Source organism: Pseudomonas sp. BNK-15 (assembly GCF_047456105.1).
GTDB classification, from domain to species: domain Bacteria; phylum Pseudomonadota; class Gammaproteobacteria; order Pseudomonadales; family Pseudomonadaceae; genus Aquipseudomonas; species Aquipseudomonas putida_E.
The window spans coordinates 2,110,330-2,131,261 of sequence record NZ_CP179898.1 but is presented as its reverse complement, the minus strand read 5'-3'; the positions used below and the strand labels follow the sequence as shown (position 1 = coordinate 2,131,261).

The window sequence follows — 20,932 nt, the reverse complement described above, 5'->3', positions numbered from 1 at the left end:
GAAGCCTCAGAATCGTCCCTCGCTCACAGAGTCGGAAGGACCGCCCCCATGCACGTTGCGCCCACCACAGAACTCAAGGCTTTGCTGCGCCTGGCCGGGCCGCTGGTTGCCTCGCAGTTGGCGCACATGCTGATGGTGCTGACCGACACCCTGATGATGGCCCGCATCAGCCCCCAGGCGCTGGCCGGCGGCGGGCTGGGGGCGGCGAGCTATTCGTTCGTGTCGATCTTCTGCCTGGGGGTAATCGCCGCGGTCGGCACCTTGGTGGCGATCCGCAAGGGAGCCAATGACATCGAGGGCGCCACGCGGCTGGCGCAAAACGGTTTGTGGCTGGCCTGGGGGCTGGCGCTGCTGGCCGCACTGGCGCTGTGGAACCTGAAACCGGTGTTGCTGCTGTTCGGCCAACAACCTGAAAACGTTGCTGCGGCCACCGAGTTCCTTACCCTGTTGCCACTGGCGTTGCCGGGCTACCTGACTTTCATGGCCCTGCGCGGCTTCACCAGCGCCCTGGGCCGCTCGACCCCGGTGATGGTCATCAGCCTGGTCGGCACGGTGCTCAACTACCTGTTCAACGTCGCACTGATCGAAGGCATGTTCGGCCTGCCCAAGCTTGGCCTGATGGGCATCGGCCTGGTCACCGCCGTGGTGTCGATGGGCATGGCCATCGCGCTGGCCTTGTACATCCGCTGGCACCCGGCTTACGCCGCCTATCCGCTGCGCAAGGGCCTGTCGCGCCCTTCGCTGCCAGCCTTGCGCGAGCTGTGGCGCCTGGGCTTGCCGATTGGGGCCACCTACATGGTGGAGGTCGGCCTGTTCGCCTTTGCCGCCCTGTGCATGGGTGTGCTTGGCAGCACCGAGCTTGCGGCCCACCAGATTGCCCTGCAGATCGTTTCGACCGCGTTCATGGTGCCGACCGGGCTCTCGTATGCAGTGACCATGCGGGTAGGGCTGTATTACGGTGCCGGCAACCTGCTGGCGGCGCGCAGTGCCGGGCGGGTCGGCATCAGCTTTGGCGCGCTGATCATGTTCGCCTTCGCGGCACTGTTCTGGCTACGCCCGGAGATGCTGGTGAGCCTGTTCATCGATGGCGATGATCCGGCGTTCGCGCCGATCTACCAGTTGGCGGTGAGCTTGCTGATGGTGGCGGCCTGGTTCGAGCTGTTCGATGGCGTGCAGACCATTGCCATGGGCTCGATCCGTGGGTTGAAGGACGCCAAGACCACCTTCCTGATCGGGCTTTGCTGCTACTGGCTGGTCGGAGCGCCGAGTGCGTGGTTGCTGACCTTCAACCTGGCTGGCGGCGCGGTCGGTGTGTGGTGGGGCCTGGCGTTGGGGCTGGCGTGTGCTTCGGTGGCGCTGACCCTGGCCTTTGAATGGCGGATGAAGCGGATGCTGGGGAAAGCAGGTGTAACTGGAAAAGCGGTGATACCTGCATGATTGCAGGTGCTGTCTTGCACTGCTTGTAATCGATGGACTCGCCCCCGCCGAGGCATCACAGTGCCACGGTGGCGTTCTAAGAAGCCAACGGCAGCGAGGGCGAGTCCATGAAAAAGCATAGTTCGAGCACGATTCCCTGTCTTCCACTGATGTGGAGCTTTGCACAACCATCTGCGTAGGAGCGGCCTTGCGTCGCGAAAGGAGGGCAAAGCCCTCCCCTACAGCTTCAAAGACTCACCACCTGAGCCGGGGTGCTTCTCGACAGATATTCCACCAGCTCATCCACCGGCAGTGGCTTGCTGACCAGAAACCCCTGCACCTGGTCACAGCCAAACTCACGTAGCAAAGCCATCTGCTCAGGGCTTTCAACGCCCTCGGCCACCACCTCGAGGTTGAGGTTGTGCGCCAGGTTGATCATCGCGTGCACCAGCTTGCGGTTTTCCTCGCGCATCTCCATTTCGGCGACAAAGCTGCGATCGACCTTCAGCAAGGTGATCGGCAGGCTGTTCAGGTGCACGAAGGATGAGAAGCCGGTCCCGAAGTCGTCGAGCGAGAAGCGCACGCCCAGGCGCCCCAGGGCATCCATGGTCTGGCGGACCAGCTCATTGCGGCGCATCACCGCCGTCTCGGTCAGCTCGAACTCCAGCCAGCGAGCATCGACGCCATGCTCGATGATCAGCCGGCTCAGGGTGGCCAGCAGCTGGCTGTCCTGGAACTGGCGAAAGCTCAGGTTGACCGCCATGTGCAGTGGTGCCAGGCCGCTCTCGCGCAAGGCCTGCATGTCACGCAGGGCACGGGAGATAACCCAGTAGCCCAACGGTACGATCAGCCCGCTCTGCTCGGCCAGCGGCACGAACTCGCTCGGCGGCAACAGGCCGCGCTCGGTATGACGCCAGCGCACCAGCGCCTCCAGGCCGACGATGCTGCCATCGGCCAGGTTCAGTCGCGGCTGGTAGTGCAGCTCCAGTTCATCACGGCGCAGGGCCCTGCGCAGTTCGCCTTCCAGGTCGGCAAGGCTGCGGGCGTTGCGGTTGATCCGCTCATTGAACACATGAAAGGTACAGCCCTGGCTGCTCTTGGCCTGGCGCATGGCGATGTGCGCATGCCACATCAACGGGTCGGCGCCACTTTGCGCGCGGGCGTGGGCCAGGCCCAGGCTGCAGCCAAGCAACAGGCTTTCGCCGTCGATCCAGTAAGGCTCGGCCAGGGCTTCGACGATGCGTTCAGCGATGCGCTCGGCCCGGCCGGTGTCGCGACGGGTGTCGATCAGCAGGGCAAATTCATCACTGCCCAGGCGCGCCAGCTGGTCGCCGGCCTCCAGTTGCTGCTTCAGGCGTGACACCACCTGCAGGATCAGCCGGTCGCCACCCTGGTGGCCGAGGGCATCGTTGACATGACGAAAGTTGTCCAGGTCCAGGTGCCCGAGGGCTACCCCGCGCCCGTCATTCTCAGCCAGCCGTGCCGTCAACAGGGCCTGAAAACCCTGGCGGTTGGCGATGCCGGTCAGCGGGTCCTGCTCGGCCAGGCGCTGCAAGGTGGCCACCAGCACGCCACGTTCGCGCACGTGGCGCAGCGAACGGCGCAGCGCATCGGCATTGAGCTGGCTGCGCACCAGCCAGTCGCTGACGCCCGTGGGTGGGGCCACCGGCTCATCGTCGAGCAACAGGATGGTTGGCAGCTCGCAGCGCCCCGGCGCGGGTTGCAGGGCCTGGGTGGCCAGGATCACGGCCTGGCGGTCTTGGCTGAACAGGCTGTCGACTGCTGCCCAGTTGGGCGCAGTCAGCAGTACCGCCGCACCGTTCAGCGGCAGCAGGCATTCGCGCAACACGGCGGCCCATTCCGGCTCATCAGCCAACAACAGCAAACGCAAAGGTTCGACAGGCGTGGACAAGCGGGCTCCTTAAAGCGGGGACGGTGGCACGAGGGAGGCCGGGTATGCTACTGGATAAATGAAAATGATTTTCACTTTTAGACATATCCTTGCCCACAGCGCGTCCCGACACATTTTGACGTGCATCCTGCTCGAAAGTGGATAAACCAGCAAATACGATTTTTTCCATGAATAGCATGAGCCTGACTAATGCTATGCGCGATACAAAGTCTGACTCAGACGTCAGACGGTCGCGCCACAATGGCCCCATGCCTGTTAGAATGCGCGGCTATTTTCTGGCGACCCCCGGTTTCTAGCATGTCCCGACTCAATCCCAGGCAACAGGAAGCCCGTGACTACGTCGGCGGCCCTCTTTTGGTGCTCGCCGGTGCAGGCTCCGGCAAGACCAGCGTGATTACGCGCAAGATTGCCCACCTGATCCAGAACTGCGGCATCCGTGCCCAGTACATCGTCGCGATGACCTTCACCAACAAGGCCGCGCGCGAGATGAAGGAACGGGTCGCCACCCTGCTGCGCCCGGGGGAAGGCCGGGGCCTGACGGTATGTACCTTCCACAACCTGGGCCTGAACATCATCCGCAAGGAGCACGACAAGCTGGGCTACAAGCCGGGCTTTTCGATCTTCGACGAATCCGACATCAAGGCGCTGCTGTCGGACATCATGCAGAAAGAATATTCCGGCGACGATGGCATCGACGAGATCAAGAACATGATCGGTGCCTGGAAGAACGACCTGATCCTGCCCGCCGAAGCCCTGGAAAAAGCGCGCAACCCGCGCGAGCAGACCGCTGCCATTGTCTATACCCACTACCAGCGCACGCTCAAGGCGTTCAACGCGGTGGACTTCGACGACCTGATCCTGCAGCCGGTCAAGCTGTTCCAGGAGCACCCAGAAGTGCTGGAGCGCTGGCAGAACCGCGTGCGCTACCTGCTGGTGGACGAATACCAGGACACCAACGCCAGCCAGTACCTGCTGGTGAAAATGCTGATCGGCATGCGCAACCAATTCACAGTAGTGGGTGACGATGACCAGTCGATCTACGCCTGGCGTGGTGCGCGCCCCGAGAACCTGATGCTGCTCAAGGAAGATTACCCTTCCCTGAAAATCGTCATGCTCGAACAGAACTACCGCTCCACCAGCCGCATCCTGCGCTGCGCCAACGTGCTGATCGCCAACAATCCGCATGCGTTCGAGAAGCAGCTATGGAGCGAGATGGGCGTGGGCGACGAGATCCGTGTGATCCGCTGCAAGAACGAGGAAGCCGAGGCCGAGCGTGTGGCCATGGAAATCCTCACCCTGCACCTGCGCACCAACCGCCCTTACAGCGACTTCGCCATCCTCTACCGCGGCAACTACCAGGCCAAGCTGATCGAGCTGAAACTGCAGCATCACCAGGTGCCGTATCGCCTGTCGGGCGGCAACAGCTTCTTCGGCCGTCAGGAGGTCAAGGACCTGATGGCCTACCTGCGCTTGCTGGTCAACCCGGATGACGACAACGCCTACCTGCGGGTGATCAACGTACCGCGCCGCGAGATCGGCTCGACCACCCTGGAAAAGCTTGGCAACTACGCCACCGAACGGGGCGTCTCGATGTATGCCGCCAGCGAGGAACTGGGCCTGGGCGAGCACCTGGACGCGCGTTATACCGAGCGTCTGCAGCGTTTCAAGCATTGGCTCGACGGCGTGCGCCACAAAGTCGCCCTGGAAGATCCGATCGCCGCGCTGCACGAGATGATCCGCGACATCGACTACGAAAACTGGATCCGCCAGCAAACGGCGAGCGACAAGGCTGCGGAATTCCGCATCAGCAACGTCTGGTTCTTGGTCGAAGCGCTGAAGAACACCCTCGAGAAGGACGAAGAGGGTGACATGACCATCGAGGACGCCATCGGCAAGCTGGTGCTGCGCGACATGCTCGAGCGCCAGCAGGAAGAGGAAGAAAACGCCGAGGGCGTGCAGATGATGACCCTGCATGCGTCCAAAGGCCTGGAATTCCCTTACGTATTCATCATGGGCATGGAGGAGGAAATCCTCCCCCACCGCTCGAGCATCGAAGCCGACACCATCGAAGAGGAACGCCGCCTGGCCTACGTGGGCATTACCCGCGCCCGCCAGACCCTGGCCTTCACCTTCGCTGCCAAACGCAAGCAGTACGGCGAAATCATCGACTGCACGCCCAGCCGGTTCCTCGACGAACTGCCCCCGGACGACCTGGCCTGGGAAGGCCTGGACGATGCGCCAGTGGAAGTCAAAGCCGCGCGTGGCAACAACGCACTGGCCGATATCCGGGCAATGCTCAAACGCTGATCAACCATTACTCTTTAACTCTGCCGCTCTTTGCGGCCACCTTTGCTACATCGGAGATACACAGTGGAAGCACTGCAGCAGAAGATTCGCGACGAAGGCATCGTGCTTTCCGATCAGGTTCTCAAAGTCGATGCGTTTCTCAACCACCAGATCGACCCTGCGCTGATGCAGCTGATCGGTGACGAGTTCGCCCGCCTTTACGCCGATGCCGGTGTGACCAAGATCGTCACCATCGAAGCCTCGGGTATTGCGCCGGCGGTGATGACTGGCCTGAAGCTGGGCGTTCCGGTGATCTTCGCGCGCAAGCATCAGTCCCTGACCCTGACCGAAAACCTGCTGACTGCCTCGGTGTATTCCTTCACCAAGCAGACCGAGAACACCGTGGCGATCTCGCCGCGCCATCTCAACAGCAGCGATCGCGTGCTGGTGATCGATGACTTCCTGGCCAACGGCAAAGCCTCGCAGGCGCTGATCTCGATCATCAAGCAGGCCGGTGCCACCGTGGCCGGCCTGGGTATCGTCATCGAGAAGTCGTTCCAGGGCGGCCGTGCCGAGCTGGACGGCCAGGGTTACCGCGTTGAATCGCTGGCCCGGGTGAAGTCGCTGGAAGGTGGCGTGGTCAGCTTCATCGAGTGACAGCCATTGGCGCCGCTATGCGGCCCATCGCGACGCAAGGCCGCCCCTACAGGACCACCGAGCTTCTGTAGGAGCGGCCTTGTGTCGCGATGGGCTGCAAAGCAGCCCCGGCAATCACCGCGTCGCCGCCAATCCTGCCAATAGCAACCGCTGATACAGCTCGTCTTTGAGCCCTCGTGGCTCATCCAGCTGCATGCGCGCCAACTGCGCCGCATACCCCTCCGGCCCCGGCGCATCCAGCGCTGCCTTGCCCAGCTCCAGCACCTCGCTCAACCTGAACTTGCTTTTGAGCCAGTTCAAAGCCCGCAACAAGTCCCGTTCCTCGGCCGTGAAATCAGTCCCCAACGGATACTCCGGGAACAGCCGCGCATGCCGTGCCCTGATTTGCTCAAGTCGCTCAGGCGTGTTGTCGGTAAACCGCGCATCCAGCTGAAAGTCTTTTGCGAGCTTGCCGGCTTTCTTGGCCTGCTCGATCAGATCGCCCTGGAACCTCGAATCACTGATCGCCAGCAGCCGTGCGATCACTTCGCTGTCAGTCTGCCCACGCAAATCGGCGATGCCGTACTCGGTCACGACGATGTCGCGCAAGTGCCGGGGGATGGTGCAATGGCCGTAGGCCCAGAGCAGGTTTGAGCTGACCTCGCCGCCGGCCTCGCGCCAACTGCGCAGCAACAGGATGGATCGCCCGCCCTCCAGCGCGTGTCCCTGTGCGACGAAGTTGTATTGCCCGCCCACGCCGCTGAGCACGCGGCCATCCTCCAGCTGGTCGGCTACCCCCGCGCCGAGCAGGGTCATGGTGAACACTGTGTTTATGAAGCGGGCATCACGCCGCTGGCGGCGCTTCAGTTCTTCCTGGCCATACAGCTCGTTGATGAAGCTGATGCGCGTCATGGCAAACTGAGCGCGCTGCTCCAACGGCATCTCCCGCAAGCGTTGATAGAACGCCTGCGGGCCGAGGAAGAAGCCGCCGTGAACCAGTACGCCTTGCTCGTCAGCAGGGCGCCGCACCACCCCGGCTTCGGCGAGAGCCAGCAGGCCGTTGACGAACATCTCACTACAACCGTAGAGGCCTTGGCCGAAAGCATCGAGCCCCCCTTCCCGCTCGATCAGGGTTTGCCACGGCCCTACATCCAGCTCGCCCATCAGTGCTCGGTAACCAGAATTGTCGCCTTGGCGCGCCAGCAACGCAGCTGCCACGGCATCACCCATGGCGCCGATGCCGATCTGCAGGGTGCCGCCATCGCGCACCAGGGTACTGGCGTGCAGGCCGATGCAATGGTCCTGGGTGGTAACCGGCATGTTCGGTGTGGAGAACAGCCGACGTTGCTCCACCTGATCGATCAGCAGGTCGAACGCTTCCATGCCCAACTCCGAATCACCAGGCATGTAGGGCAGTTCGGCATGCACCTGCCCGAGCATGAGGATGGTTTCACCGGCCTCGCGGCGCTTGGCGATCATCGGCAGCAGGTCGAGGGTGATGTCGGGGTTGCAGGCCAGGCTCAAGTGCACCGGCTTTTCCGGCGTGGCGGCTACCAGTTGCGCAATCAGGTTGAGGCCCTTGGCGTTGATATCGCGGGCTGCGTGGCTGTAGTTGCTACTGACGTAGTCTTGCTGCGCGCAATCACTGTGCAGCAGGCCGCCGGGCTGCATGAAGAACTGCTCGACGCGGATGTTCGGCGGCAACTGGTCGTTGCGCAGGTCGGCGAGATAGGTGAGCTCCTGGTAATCGGCGAACACACGTTCGATGAAGGGCTCGAGCAAGCGCCGTTGCAAGCCGTCGCCCAAAGGTGGGCGGCCAAGCGACAAGGCCGTGTAGATCGTCAGCCGGCGCTCTGGCAGGTCACGCACCCGGGCGTACAACGCATTGACGAAGGCATTGGGTTTGCCAAGACCCAGCGGCAGGCCCATGTGGATATGCGCGGGCAAGCGCGACAAGACCTGCTCGACTGCCTGGTCGATGGAGCATAGGTGCATCGTGGCCTCCTGAATCTTCCGTGGGTTCAGGGGTTGGACATGAACCGGCGCGGGTTCGTTGCCTGCGCAAAGACAAAGCCCGCCATGCAAGGCGGGCTATTGGCAACTCAACCCAGGCTCAAAGCCCGGACATCTTCTGGATGGCCGCTTTGAGGTCTTCATCCGAACAATCGGCGCAGGTGCCCTTGGGGGGCATGGCGTTGATCCCGGTGATGGCCTTGGCCAGGATGCCGTCAAGGCCGCCCTGGTGATCGGCGCGCTCTTTCCAGGCGGCGGTGTCGCCAATTTTCGGCGCGCCGAGCAGGCCGCTGCCATGGCAGGCATTGCAATGCTTGGCGATGATTTCATCCGGTGTCTTGGCACCGCCACCGCCAGCCGAAGCGGCCACCTCCATGCCCTTGCATTCCTGGCCCTGGACGCACACTTGGCCAACCGGCTCAAGGCGTTTGGCAATGTCATCATTGGTCGCAGCGGTTGCGCTCATTGCCCAAAGGGCGAATACGGCTGCTGGTACGGCCAGCATCTTCTTGATTTGGTTCACGCGAACACCCTCATGGTGGCTAATCACGCCCGCGGCCACGGTAATGCGAGCGTTGAAAAGTATAGCGGGAACCCGGAAGCCGTGAAACGACCCTACTCAGGAAAGGGGTATTGCCGAATCAATGCACTGCGCTGGATCAAAAGTTCGAGGGCGTTGCAGCACTGATCAGCCGCGCCGGCTCATCGAAAGGGTTGCGAAAACGGTGCGGGCGGGTGCTCTCGAAGTAGTAGCTGTCACCTTCTTCGAGGATGAAGGTCTCGGTGCCCACCACCAGTTCCAGCCGGCCTTCAAGGAGGATGCCGGTTTCTTCGCCATCGTGGGTGAGCATCTCGGCTCCGGTGTCGGCACCCGGCGGGTAGACCTCGGTCAGGAAGGCAATGGCACGGTTGGGATGCGACTTGCCCACCAGCTTCATGGTCACCGCACCGTCGGAAATGTCGATCAGTTCGTGGGCCTTGTAGACAATCTGGGCGTGGCTTTCAGCTTCCAGTTCCACGGAGAAAAACTCGACCATGGACATGGGAATACCGCTTAGCACCTTGCGCAGCGAGCTGATCGAGGGGCTCACACTGTTCTTCTCGATCATCGAGATGGTGCTGTTGGTCACGCCCGCACGCTTGGCGAGTTCACGCTGGGACAGGCCCTTGAGCTTGCGGATGGCTTGCAGTCGTTCGCCGACGTCCAAAGCTGGAGCCTCCTGAAACGGTGAGATGGCGGGGTGAATGTGAACGATATCATGGCAATGCCGTTCAGTATTTACAACACACCGCCCCTCAGGCTGTCCGCTTCAGCGTGTCATTCGCCGAAATAGTCCAGCGGCACGCGTTTGAGGTTGCAGAAGATCTGATAGGGGATGGTCCCTGCGTGCATGGCGACTTCACTGGCCAACACGTGCTTGCCCCACAGCTCGACCGGGCTGCCGATGGTCGCTTCGGGCACGTCGGTCAGGTCGATGCACAGCATGTCCATGGAAACGCGGCCAATCAGCTGGCAACGCTTGCCGGCGACCATCACCGGCGTACCGGTCGGCGCCTGGCGGGGGTAGCCATCGGCGTAGCCCATGGCAACCACGCCCACCCGGGTGGGGCGTTGGCTGATGAACTTGGCGCCATAGCCCACCGGCTCGCCAGCAGGCAACTCTCGCACGCTGATCACCCGCGATTGCAGGGTCATTACCGGCTGCAGGCGCTCGGCCTGGGCTTGCGCCACCTCGAACGGTGTTGCGCCATACAGCATGATGCCAGGGCGCACCCAGTCGCTGGGGGCATGCGGCCAGGCCAGCACGCCGGGCGAGTTGCGCAGGCTGCATTCGGCAGCCAAACCCTGCCGGGCGGCCTCGAACACGGCAATCTGTTGCGCAGTGGCGTCGGCATCCAGTTCGTCGGCACGGGCGAAATGGCTCATCAGCACGATGCGCGCAACCTTGCCGCTGGCCAGCAGGCGCTGGTAAGCCTCGTGATAGTCCTTGGGGTGCAGGCCGACACGGTGCATGCCGCTGTCGAGCTTGAGCCAGAGGGTCAATGGCTTGTGCACGGGCGTCTTTTCGATGGCCTCCAGCTGCCACAGCGAATGCACTACGCACCACAGGTCGTGCTCGGCGATCAGCGAAAGCTCGCTGGCTTCGAAGAAGCCTTCAAGCAGCAGCATCGGAGCCTTGATACCCGCCGCTCGCAACTCCAGCGCCTCTTCGATACACGCAACGGCAAAGCCATCGGCTTCGGCTTCCAGCGCAAGGGCGCAACGCACGGCGCCGTGGCCGTAGGCGTCGGCCTTGATCACGGCGAGGGCCTTGGCGCCGGTCAGTTCACGGGCAAGGCGGTAGTTGTGGCGCAGGGCTTGGAGGTCGATCAGGGCACGGGCGGGACGCATGGCGGCAGCCTTATGGTGGTTCAGGTTGAAAACAGTGTTGGATTCATCGCCGGCAAGCCGGTTCCCACAGGGTCAGTGTAGGAGCCGCCGTACCAGCGATGAGGCCGGTATAGCAGGCCGATTACTGATGCACGGGCGCCGTATGGCCTTGCTTGGCGACTTCCCGGGTTTTGCCATACCGTGAAATATCCAGCCCTTCAGCGCTGATTTGCGGCTTTTTGCGCGCAATCAGGTCAGCCAGCAGGCGCCCGGAACCACAGGCCATGGTCCAACCCAGGGTACCGTGGCCGGTGTTGAGGAACAGGTTACGGAATGCGGTGCCACCCACAATCGGGGTTCCATCCGGGGTCGCCGGGCGCAGACCGGTCCAGAAACTGGCCTGGCTCAGGTCACCGCCGCGAGGATAAAGGTCGTTGACGATCATCTCCAGTGTTTCGCGCCGGCGCGGGTTAAGCGACAAGTCAAAACCGGCGATCTCAGCCATGCCACCGACACGGATACGGTTGTCGAAACGGGTGATGGCAACCTTGTAGGTCTCATCGAGAATGGTCGAGGTCGGCGCCATGTCGGCGTTGGTGATCGGCACGGTCAGCGAATAACCCTTGAGCGGGTACACCGGCGCCTTGATGCCCAGCGGTTTGAGCATCTGCGGCGAGTAGCTGCCCAGCGCCAGCACGTAGCGATCGGCGGTTTCCAGCTTGCCGTCGACCCATACGCCATTGATTCGGTCACCGGCGAAGTCCAGGCGCTGGATGTCCTGGCCAAAGCGGAATTCGACACCCAGCTTGAGGGCCATTTCTGCAAGCTTGGTGGTGAACAGCTGGCAGTCGCCGGTCTGGTCGTTGGGCAGGCGCAGGGCGCCGGCAAGAATGTCCTTGACCCCAGCCAGGGCCGGTTCGACGCGGGCAATGCCATCACGGTCCAGCAGCTCGTAGGGCACGCCCGACTGCTCGAGCACAGCGATATCCTTGGCAGCAGCATCAACCTGAGCCTGGGTGCGGAACAGCTGGGTAGTGCCCAAAGTGCGGCTTTCGTAAGCGATACCGGTTTCGGCGCGCAGTTCGTCGAGGCAATCGCGGCTGTACTCGGACAGGCGCACCATGCGCTCCTTGTTCACTGCATAGCGGCTGGCGGTGCAGTTGCGCAGCATCTGTGCCATCCACAGGTACTGGTCAACGTCGCCGGTCAGCTTGATGGCCAATGGCGCGTGGCGCTCCAGCAGCCACTTGATGGCTTTGAGCGGCACGCCTGGAGCAGCCCAGGGCGAGGCGTAGCCGGGCGAGATCTGGCCTGCGTTGGCGAAGCTGGTTTCCATCGCCACCGCCGGTTGGCGATCGACCACAGTCACTTCAAAACCTTGCCGGGCCAGGTAATAGGCACTGGCGGTTCCGATTACACCGCTACCAAGTACCAGAACTCGCATCGTTGATCCCTCGCACGCGGCGCACCGCATTTTTGTTGATATGGCATGGATGCGCGCAGTATAAAAATTACAGCCCAGTGCAATTCACTATATAAAAGCCTATATTTGGCGAGAATTCTCGGCAAAATCGCCTTTCACGGAGGGGCATCCCCTATGAGAACCCAGCACCAGAGCAAACGTGAACTGGACAAGATCGACCGCAACATCCTGCGGATCCTGCAGAATGACGGGCGCATTTCCTTCACCGAACTGGGCGAGAAAGTTGGGCTTTCCACCACCCCTTGCACCGAGCGCGTGCGCCGCCTGGAGCGTGAGGGCATCATCATGGGCTACAACGCCCGGCTCAACCCTCAGCACCTGAAGGGCAGCCTGCTGGTGTTCGTGGAAATCAGCCTGGACTACAAGTCGGGCGACACGTTCGAGGAGTTCCGCCGCGCGGTACTCAAGCTGCCACACGTGCTGGAATGCCACTTGGTGTCGGGCGATTTCGATTACCTGGTGAAGGCACGCATTTCAGAGATGGCCTCGTACCGCAAGCTGCTGGGCGACATCCTGCTCAAGCTGCCGCACGTGCGCGAGTCCAAGAGCTACATCGTGATGGAGGAGGTGAAGGAAAGCCTCTGCCTGCCGATCCCGGACTGACGCTAAACCAGCACCTGCCGGGTGGTGGCGATGAGCCGGTGGACGAGCTGCTCGGCTTGCGGCTCGATCATCTGTTGCGGGCCACGGCCGCGTGGGCAGGCCATGCGCGGGGTAGTGCCGAACAGGCGGCAGATCATCGGCCTTTCTTCATACACGGTGCAGCCATTGGGCCCCAGGTGCACACAGTCCAGGCGCTGCAGCGCCGCATCCTGCTCAGCCTGCGACTTGCGCGGCAGGCGGGCCATCTCTTCGGCTGACGTGGTAACCGGGCCACAACAGTCGTGGCAACCGGGCTCGCATTCGAAGGAAGGGATGAGTTCACGCAGGAACTGGATCTTGTGGCGGTTGCAGGACATGGCGAGGAATACATTGAAGATTGAGACTGAATTATAGGCCTCATCGTCGGCCTGCCGCGAATGAGGCCGGTTGCCCGACCCCGAAAGCCCGGCTTATCCTCCCACTTCTGTCTCGATACCCAGGACCCGCCAATGATCCACAGCGCGCAGCACGCCGCCTCCTACTACGCCGCCAGCAGCGCGCCACACCCCGATCACCCGTTCCTGCAAGGCGAGCACAGCGCCGACGTGTGCATCGTTGGCGGCGGCTATTCGGGCCTGAACACCGCCATCGAGCTGGCCGAACGCGGCCTGTCGGTGATCCTGCTGGAAGCGCGCAAGCTCGGCTGGGGGGCCAGCGGGCGCAATGGCGGCCAGCTTATCCGGGGCGTCGGCCACGGCCTGGAGCAGTTCCATGCGGTGATCGGTGAAGAAGGCGTACGCAGCATGAAGCTGATGGGCCTGGAAGCCGTGGACATCGTCCGTGAACGGGTCGAGCGCCACGCCATCGCCTGCGACCTGACCTGGGGTTACTGCGACCTGGCCAACAAGCCCGGCGAGCTGCAAGGCTTCGCCGAAGACGCCGATGAACTGCGCAGCCTGGGCTACCGGCACGAACTGCGCCTGGTGCATAAAGACGATATCCACAGCGTGGTCGGCTCCGACCGTTATGTCGGCGGCCTGATCGACATGGGCTCAGGGCACCTGCACCCGCTCAACCTGGCGCTTGGCGAAGCGGCCGTGGCCAGCCGCCTTGGTGTGCAGCTATACGAGCAATCGGAGGTCAGCCGCATCGAGTACGGCCCTGAGGTGAAGGTGCACACCGCCCAAGGCCGGGTGCGCGCCAAAACCCTGGTGCTGTGCTGCAACGCCTATCACAACGGCCTCAACCGCGAATTGGGCGGCAAAGTGCTGCCAGCCGGCAGCTACATCATCGCCACCGAACCGCTGGGTGAGGAACGCGCGCGCCAATTGCTGCCGCAGAACATGGCGGTGTGCGACCAGCGCGTGGCGCTGGACTACTATCGCCTGTCCGCCGACCACCGTCTGCTGTTCGGCGGTGCCTGCCATTACTCCGGGCGCGACCCACAGGACATTGCCGCCTACATGCGGCCGAAGATGCTCAAGGTGTTCCCGCAACTGGCCGATGTGCGCATCGATTACCAGTGGGGTGGGATGATCGGCATCGGCGCCAACCGCCTGCCACAGGTCGGCCGCCTGGCCAGCCAGCCGAATGTTTATTACGCCCAGGCCTACTCTGGCCATGGGCTCAACGCCACTCACCTGGCAGCGCGCCTGCTGGGTGAAGCCATCAGCGGCCAGCAAAGCGGGCGCTTCGACCTGTTCGCCAAGGTGCCACACATCACCTTCCCTGGCGGCAAACACCTGCGCTCGCCGCTGCTGGCGTTGGGGATGTTGTGGCACAGGCTCAAAGAGCTGACTTGAGACCTGAACGGTCCTGCATGGACCGCGCAGTGTCATGTTGATCAGTCTTTCCAAAAGGGTTTACGCCCCTCGGTCAAGGCCTGCTCCCAGCTCAGCCCAACATCGCGCAACTGCTCATCGGTCAACTGCAGCAACGCCCTGCGGGTGTGCCAGCGATGCAGCATCAGGCCCCAACGCCCCATCCCTTGCGGGGCGTTGAACACCTTGGCCTGCTGCCCGGCTTCCAGTTCCCTGGCCAACAGTTGCAAGCGCACATCGCTCATGCCACCCATCGCTGCGTTCTCCCATTCAGTGGTTACTGTGGAGAAAGCATGCGCGCTGCCAGCACCGGCAATACAGATTCAATACAGGCTTATTATTCCCATACAGAATTGGCGGATCTGCGGCTGAATGCTGTATTTTCTACGCAACTGTACTGGTCGTGCTTGCAATCGAGCACAGGAGTATGCCGTGACGCTCTACCTGAACCTCGCCGAGCTGCTCGGCACCCGTATCGAGCAAGGCCTGTACCGCCCCGGCCAGCGCCTGCCATCGGTGCGCGCCCTGAGCGTGGAACATGGGGTCAGCCTGAGTACGGTGCAGCAGGCCTACCGCCTGCTGGAAGACAACGGCATGGTGTCGCCACGCCCCAAGTCCGGCTACTTCGTCAACGACCATCGCCACCTCGCCGCACTGCCCGCCGTCAGCCGCCCTGCCCAGCGACCCGTGGACATTTCGCAGTGGGAACAGGTATTGGAGCTGGTGCGCAGCACACCTCGTCAAGACGTCATACAGCTCGGCCGCGGCATGCCCGACATCGACAGCCCGAGCCTCAAGCCCTTGTTGCGCAGCCTCGCCCAGCTCAGCCGGCGCCAGGACATGCCGGGGCTGTATTACGACAACATCCATGGCAACCTCGCTCTGCGTGAGCAGGTTGCCCGCCTGGTGCTGGACTCTGGCTGCCGCCTGGGCCCGGCGGACCTGGTGGTGACGACCGGCTGCCACGAAGCGTTGTCGTGCAGCATCCGCGCGGTGTGCGAGCCGGGCGACATTGTCGCGGTCGATTCGCCGAGCTTTCACGGCGCCATGCAAACACTCAAAGGCCTGGGCATGAAGGCGTTGGAGATCCCCACCGACCCGATCACCGGCATCAGCCTGGAAGCCCTGGAACTGGCGCTTGAGCAGTGGCCGATCAAGCTCATCCAGATCACGCCAAGCTGTAATAACCCGCTTGGCTACATCATGCCCGAGGCACGCAAGAAGGCCCTGCTGAACCTGGCCCAGCGCTATGACGTCGCCATCCTCGAAGACGATGTGTATGGCGACCTGGCCTACACCTACCCCCGCCCGCGCACTCTCAAGTCGTTCGACGACGACGGTCGCGTGCTGCTGTGCAGTTCGTTTTCCAAGACGCTAGCCCCGGGCCTGCGCATTGGCTGGGTGGCGCCAGGGCGCTATCTGGAGCGGGTGCTGCACATGAAGTACATCAGCACCGGCAGCACGGCCACCCAGCCGCAGCTGGCGATTGCCGATTTCATCGCCAGCGGCCACTACCACCCCCATGTGCGGCGCATGCGCAGCCAGTACCAGCGCGGCCGCGACCTGATGAGCGACTGGGTAAACCGTTACTTCCCGCCTGGCACGCGCGTCAGCCGGCCTCAGGGTGGCTTCATGCTGTGGGTGGAGCTGCCAGAGCATTTCGACACGTTGCGGCTGAACCGCGCTTTACTGGAACAGGGCGTGCAGGTTGCCGTGGGCAGCATCTTTTCGGCCTCAGGCAAGTTCCGCCACTGCCTGCGGATGAATTTCGCCGCGCGGCCAACACCGCAGATCGAGGACGCGGTGCGCAAAGTGGGAGAAACCGCCCTTCGTCTACTGGATCAAAGTAACACCGACGGGTAACTTTGCGCCGCCCTATACGGTCCAACCTCTCAAGCCTTTGCCGCACAGGACGATCCACACTTGAGACTCCAGCGAGCTCTGCCCCTGCTGCTGGTGCTGCTCGGCCTTGCAGGCTGCGCCAGCGTCGGTACACCCCGCGAGACCAGCCAGGCACTGCCGGCCAAAGATTCAGCCTTCGGCCGCTCGGTGCTGCGCCAGGCCGCACCCTATGAAGGACGGTCCGGTTTCCGTCTGCTGCCCAACAGCAACGAGGCCTTCCGTGCCCGCGCTGAGCTGATCCGCAACGCGCAGGCCAGCATCGACTTGCAGTACTACATCGTCCACGACGGCCTGAGCACCCGGGCCCTGGTCCATGAACTGCTGCGCGCCGCCGACCGAGGCGTACGCGTGCGCATCCTGCTGGACGACACCACCAGCGACGGCCTGGACACCATCATGGGCACCCTCGACGCCCATCCGAACATCCAGATCCGCGTATTCAACCCACTGCATCTGGGCCGCAGCACGGGGGTGACGCGCGCGGTGGGCCGCCTGTTCAACCTGTCCCGCCAGCACCGGCGCATGCACAACAAGCTGTTCCTGGTGGACAACAGCATGGCCATCGTCGGCGGGCGCAACCTAGGCGATGAGTATTTCGATGCTGAGCCCAACCTGAATTTCACTGACATCGACATGCTCGGCGTGGGCCCGGTGGCCGAACAGCTCGGGCACAGCTTCGACCAGTACTGGAACAGTGCCCTGAGCCGGCCCGTGACTGACTTCCTCTGGCAACTGCCGGATGCCGCCGACCTGCGCGCCAGCCGCCACCGCCTGGAGGTGTCGCTGGCCGAGGCGCGGGTGCAGCGCAAGGCGCTGTATGACCGCCTGATGGCCTATCAGTCGGAGCCTCGGCTGGATGTTTGGCGCAATGAGCTGATCTGGGCCCACAGCCAGGCCTTGTGGGATGCACCGAGCAAGGTGCTGGCAGACGATGAGCCAGACCCGCACCTGCTGATGAGCCAGCAGTTGGCCCCTGACCTGGCAAACGTGCACCACGAGTTGATCCTGGTTTCGGCCTATTTCGTCCCTGGCGAACCCGGGCTGCTGTACCTGACCGGCCGTGCGGACGCCGGAACGTCGGTCAAGCTGTTGACCAACTCGCTGGAGGCCACCGATGTACCGGCCGTGCATGGCGGGTATGCGCCCTACCGCCGGGCGCTGCTCGAACACGGCGTGCAGCTGTTCGAGTTGCGCCGCCAGCCGGGTGACCCCAGTGCCGGGCGCCTGAATTTCCACGGCGGTTCGGATTCCAGCCTGCACAGCAAGGCGATCGTGTTCGACCGGCGAAAGACTTTCATCGGCTCGTTCAATTTCGACCCGCGTTCGGTGTTGTGGAATACCGAGGTCGGGGTGCTGGTGGACAGCCCGGAGCTGGCCGAATACACCCGCGAGCTGGCCGTTCAGGGCATGGCGCCTGCGCTGAGTTATCAGGTCAGGCTAGAGAATGACAAGCTGGCCTGGGTGACCGAGGACAACGGCCAACTGCACACCCTGACGGCAGAGCCCGGCGGGCTCTGGCGGCGGTTCAATGCGTGGATCAGCAAGGCCGTCGGGCTGGAGAAAATGCTGTAGCGCAGGGCCTCAGGCGGCAGCAGGCTCGAAGGCACCGCGCCGCCGGGTCAACACCACCAACCCGGCCGCCCCAACTGCCATCAGCAGCGGCAAGGCATGGCCACTGAGCCACTGGCTACCCGCACCGGCCAGCAACGGCCCAAGCAGGCAGCCGATACCCCACAGCTGCGCCACATGGGCATTGGCCCGCACAAGTGCATCATCCCGATAACGCTCGCCGATCAGTATCAGCGACAACGTGAACAGGCCACCGGCACTGGCCCCGAACAGCACCCACAATGGCCAGATCGCCGGCGTGTGTACAAGCAACGGAATCGCCAGGCTGGAACACAGCAAGGTCACGGCACAACCGGTGAACAGTGCGCGCCGCGACATGTGGTCGGCCAAGGCGCCAATCGGCAACTGCAGCACCGCGTCGCCAACCACCACGGTACTGACCATGAACAGCGCCAGCTCGGTGGTGAAGCCCTGCTGCAAGCAATACACCGGCAACAGGGTGAGGATCATCGCCTCGAAGGCAGCGAACAGCGCGATGGCCCAGGCGATCACCGGCAGCCGGCGACAGAAGGCGAACAGGTCGCTGAAGGTAACGCTGCAGGCCTCGGTACTCGGCGCGCCGCCACGACCCAACAGCAGCAAGGGCGATAGCAGCAGCAGGCCGGTCGCAGCCCAGAAGCCAAAGTCATCGTCGGAGCCGAGAAAACCCAGCACCAGCGGCCCGGCCAGCTGGCTCAACGCATAGCTGCTGCCATACAGCGCCACCAGGCGCCCACGCCACTGCTCGACCACCAACTGGTTGATCCAGCTCTCGCCAAGGATGAACACCACGGTCAGCGACATGCCGATCAGCAAGCGCAGCGCCAGCCACAGCGGGTAGCTGGGCAGCACCGCCAGCAGGCCAATCGACAATGCCCCGCCCCACAGGCACAGGCGCATAGCCGAAGGCACGCCGACCCAGCCGGCCAGGCGGCTGGCCAAGCTTGCACCGAGCAGCACACCCAGCGCCGGCATGGCAGCCATCACGCCGATGGCGAAGCTGCCGTAGCCCCAGGCCTCCAGGCGCAGGGACACCAGCGGCATGCTCACGCCGAGCGCGAGCCCGACGCTCAGCACCGATGCCAGCACGGCAAAGTAGGTTCCCCAGCGCATAGCAGCCTCCCAGGCAGAATTCTTGAATGGCAGAAACGACACAGCCGGGACGGTGTGAACCGGCCCGGCTGTCGTTGGGGCTGTAGCGCAGCCCCCCTGGATTTACAGCTTGATCCAGGTCGCTTTCAGCTCGGTGTACTTCTCCAGTGCATGCAGCGACTTGTCACGGCCGTTGCCCGACTGTTTGAAACCACCGAACGGCGCGGTCATGTCGCCGCCATCGTACTGGTTGACCCAGACGCTGCCGGCGCGCACGGCACGGGCAGTCTTGTGGGCCTTGGAAATATCCGACGTCCAGATGCCAGCGGCCAGGCCATACGGCGTGTCGTTGGCAATGGCGATGGCTTCTTCGGCAGTATCGAAGGCGATGACCGACAGCACGGGGCCGAAGATTTCTTCCTGGGCGATCTTCATGGCGTTGGTCACGCCGTCGAAGATGGTCGGCTCGACGTAGGTGCCGCCAGTCTCTTCCAGGGTGCGCTTGCCACCGGCCAGCAACTTGGCGCCGTCCTTGTGGCCGGCGTCGATGTACGACAGCACGGTATTCATCTGCTGGGTGTCGACCAGCGCACCGACGGTGGTCTGCGGATCGAGCGGGTTACCTGGCTTCCAGCCCTTGAGCGCTTCGACCACCATGGGCAGGAACTTGTCCTTGATCGAACGCTCGACCAGCAGGCGCGAACCTGCGGTGCAAACTTCGCCCTGGTTGAAAGCGATGGCGCTGGCAGCAGCTTCGGCGGCGGCTTGCAGGTCCGGAGCGTCGGCAAAGACGATGTTCGGGCTCTTGCCACCGGCTTCCAGCCAGATACGCTTCATGTTCGACTCGCCCGCATACACCATCAACTGCTTGGCGATCTTGGTCGAGCCGGTGAACACCAGGGTGTCTACATCCATGTGCAGGGCCAGGGCCTTGCCGACGGTGTGGCCGTAGCCTGGCAGCACGTTCAGCACACCGGCCGGGATACCGGCTTCGATGGCCAGCTGGGCAATGCGGATGGCGGTCAGCGGCGACTTCTCGGATGGCTTGAGTACCAGCGAGTTACCGGTGGCCAGGGCTGGTGCGATCTTCCAGCAGGCCATCAGCAGCGGGAAGTTCCACGGTACGATGGCACCGACCACGCCAACTGCTTCGCGGGTAACCAGACCCAGCTGATCACTAGGGGTCGGCGCGACTTCGTCGTAGACCTTGTCGATGGCTTCGGCGGTCCAGTGGATGGCATTGGCCGCGCCCGGCACGTCGATGCTGGAGGAGTCGCCGATCGGCTTGCCCATGTCCAGAGTTTCCAGCAGCGCCAGCTCTTCGACGTTCTTGCGCAGCAGGTCGGCGAAGCGGATCAGCTTGGCCTTGCGTTTGGCCGGGGCCAGCTGCGACCAGACGCCGGAATCGAACGTTGCGCGGGCGTTTTCCACAGCGCGATTGGCATCGGCCAGGTCGCAGCTGGCAACCTTGGCCAGGAAGCGTCCGTCGACCGGGCTCAGGCAGTCGAAGGTTTCACCGGATGCGGCGTCGGTGTATTCGCCGTTGATGAAGGCACGTCCTTCGATCTTCAGTTGCTGGGCACGTTGCTCCCAGTCTGCACGAGTCAGGGTGGTCATACGAAACTCCTCCTCTTGTTTAGGTGCAACGCCGCACTGAGGACTCACAGGCGTTGTCAGAATTCTGGCCGGGCGACAAGCGCACACTGGCAAGCGATACCCTAAACCAGCCAGTGCAAACTATCAATATATTTGACACATAAGGCCTAAAAGCCTACTGATGTGCATTTTATTAAACAAAAATAGGAGCTGCA

At 63.0% G+C, this 20,932-nt stretch carries 17 protein-coding genes; 7 read left to right on the top strand and 10 right to left on the bottom strand.

The features are described from left to right. Nucleotides 1–48: 48 nt before the first annotated feature. A complete protein-coding gene (locus tag ACMGF5_RS09825; RefSeq protein WP_414157753.1) occupies nt 49–1,437 on the top strand; it encodes a NorM family multidrug efflux MATE transporter in 1,389 nt (462 codons plus the stop codon). A 226-nt stretch (nt 1,438–1,663) separates the two neighbouring features. Here ACMGF5_RS09825 and ACMGF5_RS09820 read toward each other — a convergent pair whose 3' ends face one another. Then, nucleotides 1,664–3,328: a putative bifunctional diguanylate cyclase/phosphodiesterase gene (locus ACMGF5_RS09820; RefSeq protein WP_115273291.1), complete on the bottom strand. Its 1,665-nt coding sequence runs from the start codon at nt 3,326–3,328 to the stop codon at nt 1,664–1,666. A 297-nt stretch (nt 3,329–3,625) separates the two neighbouring features. Between ACMGF5_RS09820 and rep the strand changes: the two genes are divergently transcribed. Together rep and ACMGF5_RS09810 are read left to right on the top strand one after the other, a co-directional pair. Next, on the top strand, nt 3,626–5,635 hold the full coding sequence (rep, locus tag ACMGF5_RS09815) for a DNA helicase Rep (RefSeq protein ID WP_012312154.1): 2,010 nt from the start codon (nt 3,626–3,628) through the stop codon (nt 5,633–5,635). 63 nt (nt 5,636–5,698) lie between these two features. Continuing rightward, on the top strand, nt 5,699–6,271 hold the full coding sequence (locus ACMGF5_RS09810; protein WP_012312153.1) for a xanthine phosphoribosyltransferase: 573 nt from the start codon (nt 5,699–5,701) through the stop codon (nt 6,269–6,271). 114 nt (nt 6,272–6,385) lie between these two features. Here ACMGF5_RS09810 and ACMGF5_RS09805 read toward each other — a convergent pair whose 3' ends face one another. The 5 genes from ACMGF5_RS09805 to dadA form a co-directional block, all read right to left on the bottom strand. After that, nucleotides 6,386–8,245 carry an acetyl-CoA hydrolase/transferase C-terminal domain-containing protein gene (locus ACMGF5_RS09805; protein WP_414157752.1) on the bottom strand — a complete coding sequence of 620 codons (1,860 nt, stop codon included), beginning with the start codon at nt 8,243–8,245 and terminating at the stop codon, nt 6,386–6,388. A 118-nt stretch (nt 8,246–8,363) separates the two neighbouring features. Further along, on the bottom strand, nt 8,364–8,768 hold the full coding sequence (locus tag ACMGF5_RS09800) for a c-type cytochrome (RefSeq protein WP_046787067.1): 405 nt from the start codon (nt 8,766–8,768) through the stop codon (nt 8,364–8,366). A 154-nt stretch (nt 8,769–8,922) separates the two neighbouring features. Further along, nucleotides 8,923–9,471, bottom strand: a complete 549-nt coding sequence (locus tag ACMGF5_RS09795; protein ID WP_039603621.1) for a cupin domain-containing protein — start codon at nt 9,469–9,471, stop codon at nt 8,923–8,925. Between the two features lie 110 nt (nt 9,472–9,581). After that, the gene (alr, locus tag ACMGF5_RS09790) at nt 9,582–10,655 is read right to left on the bottom strand and encodes an alanine racemase (RefSeq protein WP_174141070.1); all 1,074 of its coding nucleotides are present in this window, start codon (nt 10,653–10,655) and stop codon (nt 9,582–9,584) included. Nucleotides 10,656–10,776: 121 nt separating this feature from the next. Continuing rightward, nucleotides 10,777–12,078, bottom strand: coding sequence for a D-amino acid dehydrogenase (gene dadA, locus ACMGF5_RS09785; RefSeq protein WP_046786885.1), 1,302 nt, complete (start codon nt 12,076–12,078; stop codon nt 10,777–10,779). Between the two features lie 153 nt (nt 12,079–12,231). Here dadA and dadR point away from each other — a divergent pair, with 153 nt between their 5' ends. Continuing rightward, complete coding sequence (dadR, locus tag ACMGF5_RS09780) at nt 12,232–12,720, top strand: transcriptional regulator DadR (protein ID WP_003258963.1); 489 nt, start codon at nt 12,232–12,234, stop codon at nt 12,718–12,720. A gap of 2 nt (nt 12,721–12,722) precedes the next feature. Here dadR and ACMGF5_RS09775 read toward each other — a convergent pair whose 3' ends face one another. Next, nucleotides 12,723–13,076 (bottom strand): YkgJ family cysteine cluster protein, encoded by a 354-nt coding sequence (locus ACMGF5_RS09775; protein ID WP_115273287.1) that lies wholly within the window; start codon nt 13,074–13,076, stop codon nt 12,723–12,725. A gap of 132 nt (nt 13,077–13,208) precedes the next feature. Here ACMGF5_RS09775 and ACMGF5_RS09770 point away from each other — a divergent pair, with 132 nt between their 5' ends. After that, entirely contained in the window at nt 13,209–14,501 is a 1,293-nt protein-coding gene (locus ACMGF5_RS09770) for an NAD(P)/FAD-dependent oxidoreductase (RefSeq protein ID WP_115273286.1), read from the top strand. A 41-nt stretch (nt 14,502–14,542) separates the two neighbouring features. Here ACMGF5_RS09770 and ACMGF5_RS09765 read toward each other — a convergent pair whose 3' ends face one another. Next, nucleotides 14,543–14,773, bottom strand: a complete 231-nt coding sequence (locus ACMGF5_RS09765) for a DUF1127 domain-containing protein (protein ID WP_046786882.1) — start codon at nt 14,771–14,773, stop codon at nt 14,543–14,545. 178 nt (nt 14,774–14,951) lie between these two features. Here ACMGF5_RS09765 and ACMGF5_RS09760 point away from each other — a divergent pair, with 178 nt between their 5' ends. Further along, complete coding sequence (locus tag ACMGF5_RS09760; RefSeq protein WP_161872405.1) at nt 14,952–16,382, top strand: PLP-dependent aminotransferase family protein; 1,431 nt, start codon at nt 14,952–14,954, stop codon at nt 16,380–16,382. 60 nt (nt 16,383–16,442) lie between these two features. Continuing rightward, complete coding sequence (locus ACMGF5_RS09755) at nt 16,443–17,993, top strand: phospholipase D family protein (protein WP_115273284.1); 1,551 nt, start codon at nt 16,443–16,445, stop codon at nt 17,991–17,993. Between the two features lie 9 nt (nt 17,994–18,002). Here ACMGF5_RS09755 and ACMGF5_RS09750 read toward each other — a convergent pair whose 3' ends face one another. Both ACMGF5_RS09750 and ACMGF5_RS09745 read right to left on the bottom strand, forming a co-directional pair. After that, nucleotides 18,003–19,142: an MFS transporter gene (locus tag ACMGF5_RS09750; RefSeq protein ID WP_414157751.1), complete on the bottom strand. Its 1,140-nt coding sequence runs from the start codon at nt 19,140–19,142 to the stop codon at nt 18,003–18,005. A 102-nt stretch (nt 19,143–19,244) separates the two neighbouring features. Continuing rightward, nucleotides 19,245–20,738 (bottom strand): aldehyde dehydrogenase, encoded by a 1,494-nt coding sequence (locus ACMGF5_RS09745; protein ID WP_046786878.1) that lies wholly within the window; start codon nt 20,736–20,738, stop codon nt 19,245–19,247. Nucleotides 20,739–20,932: the final 194 nt, after the last annotated feature.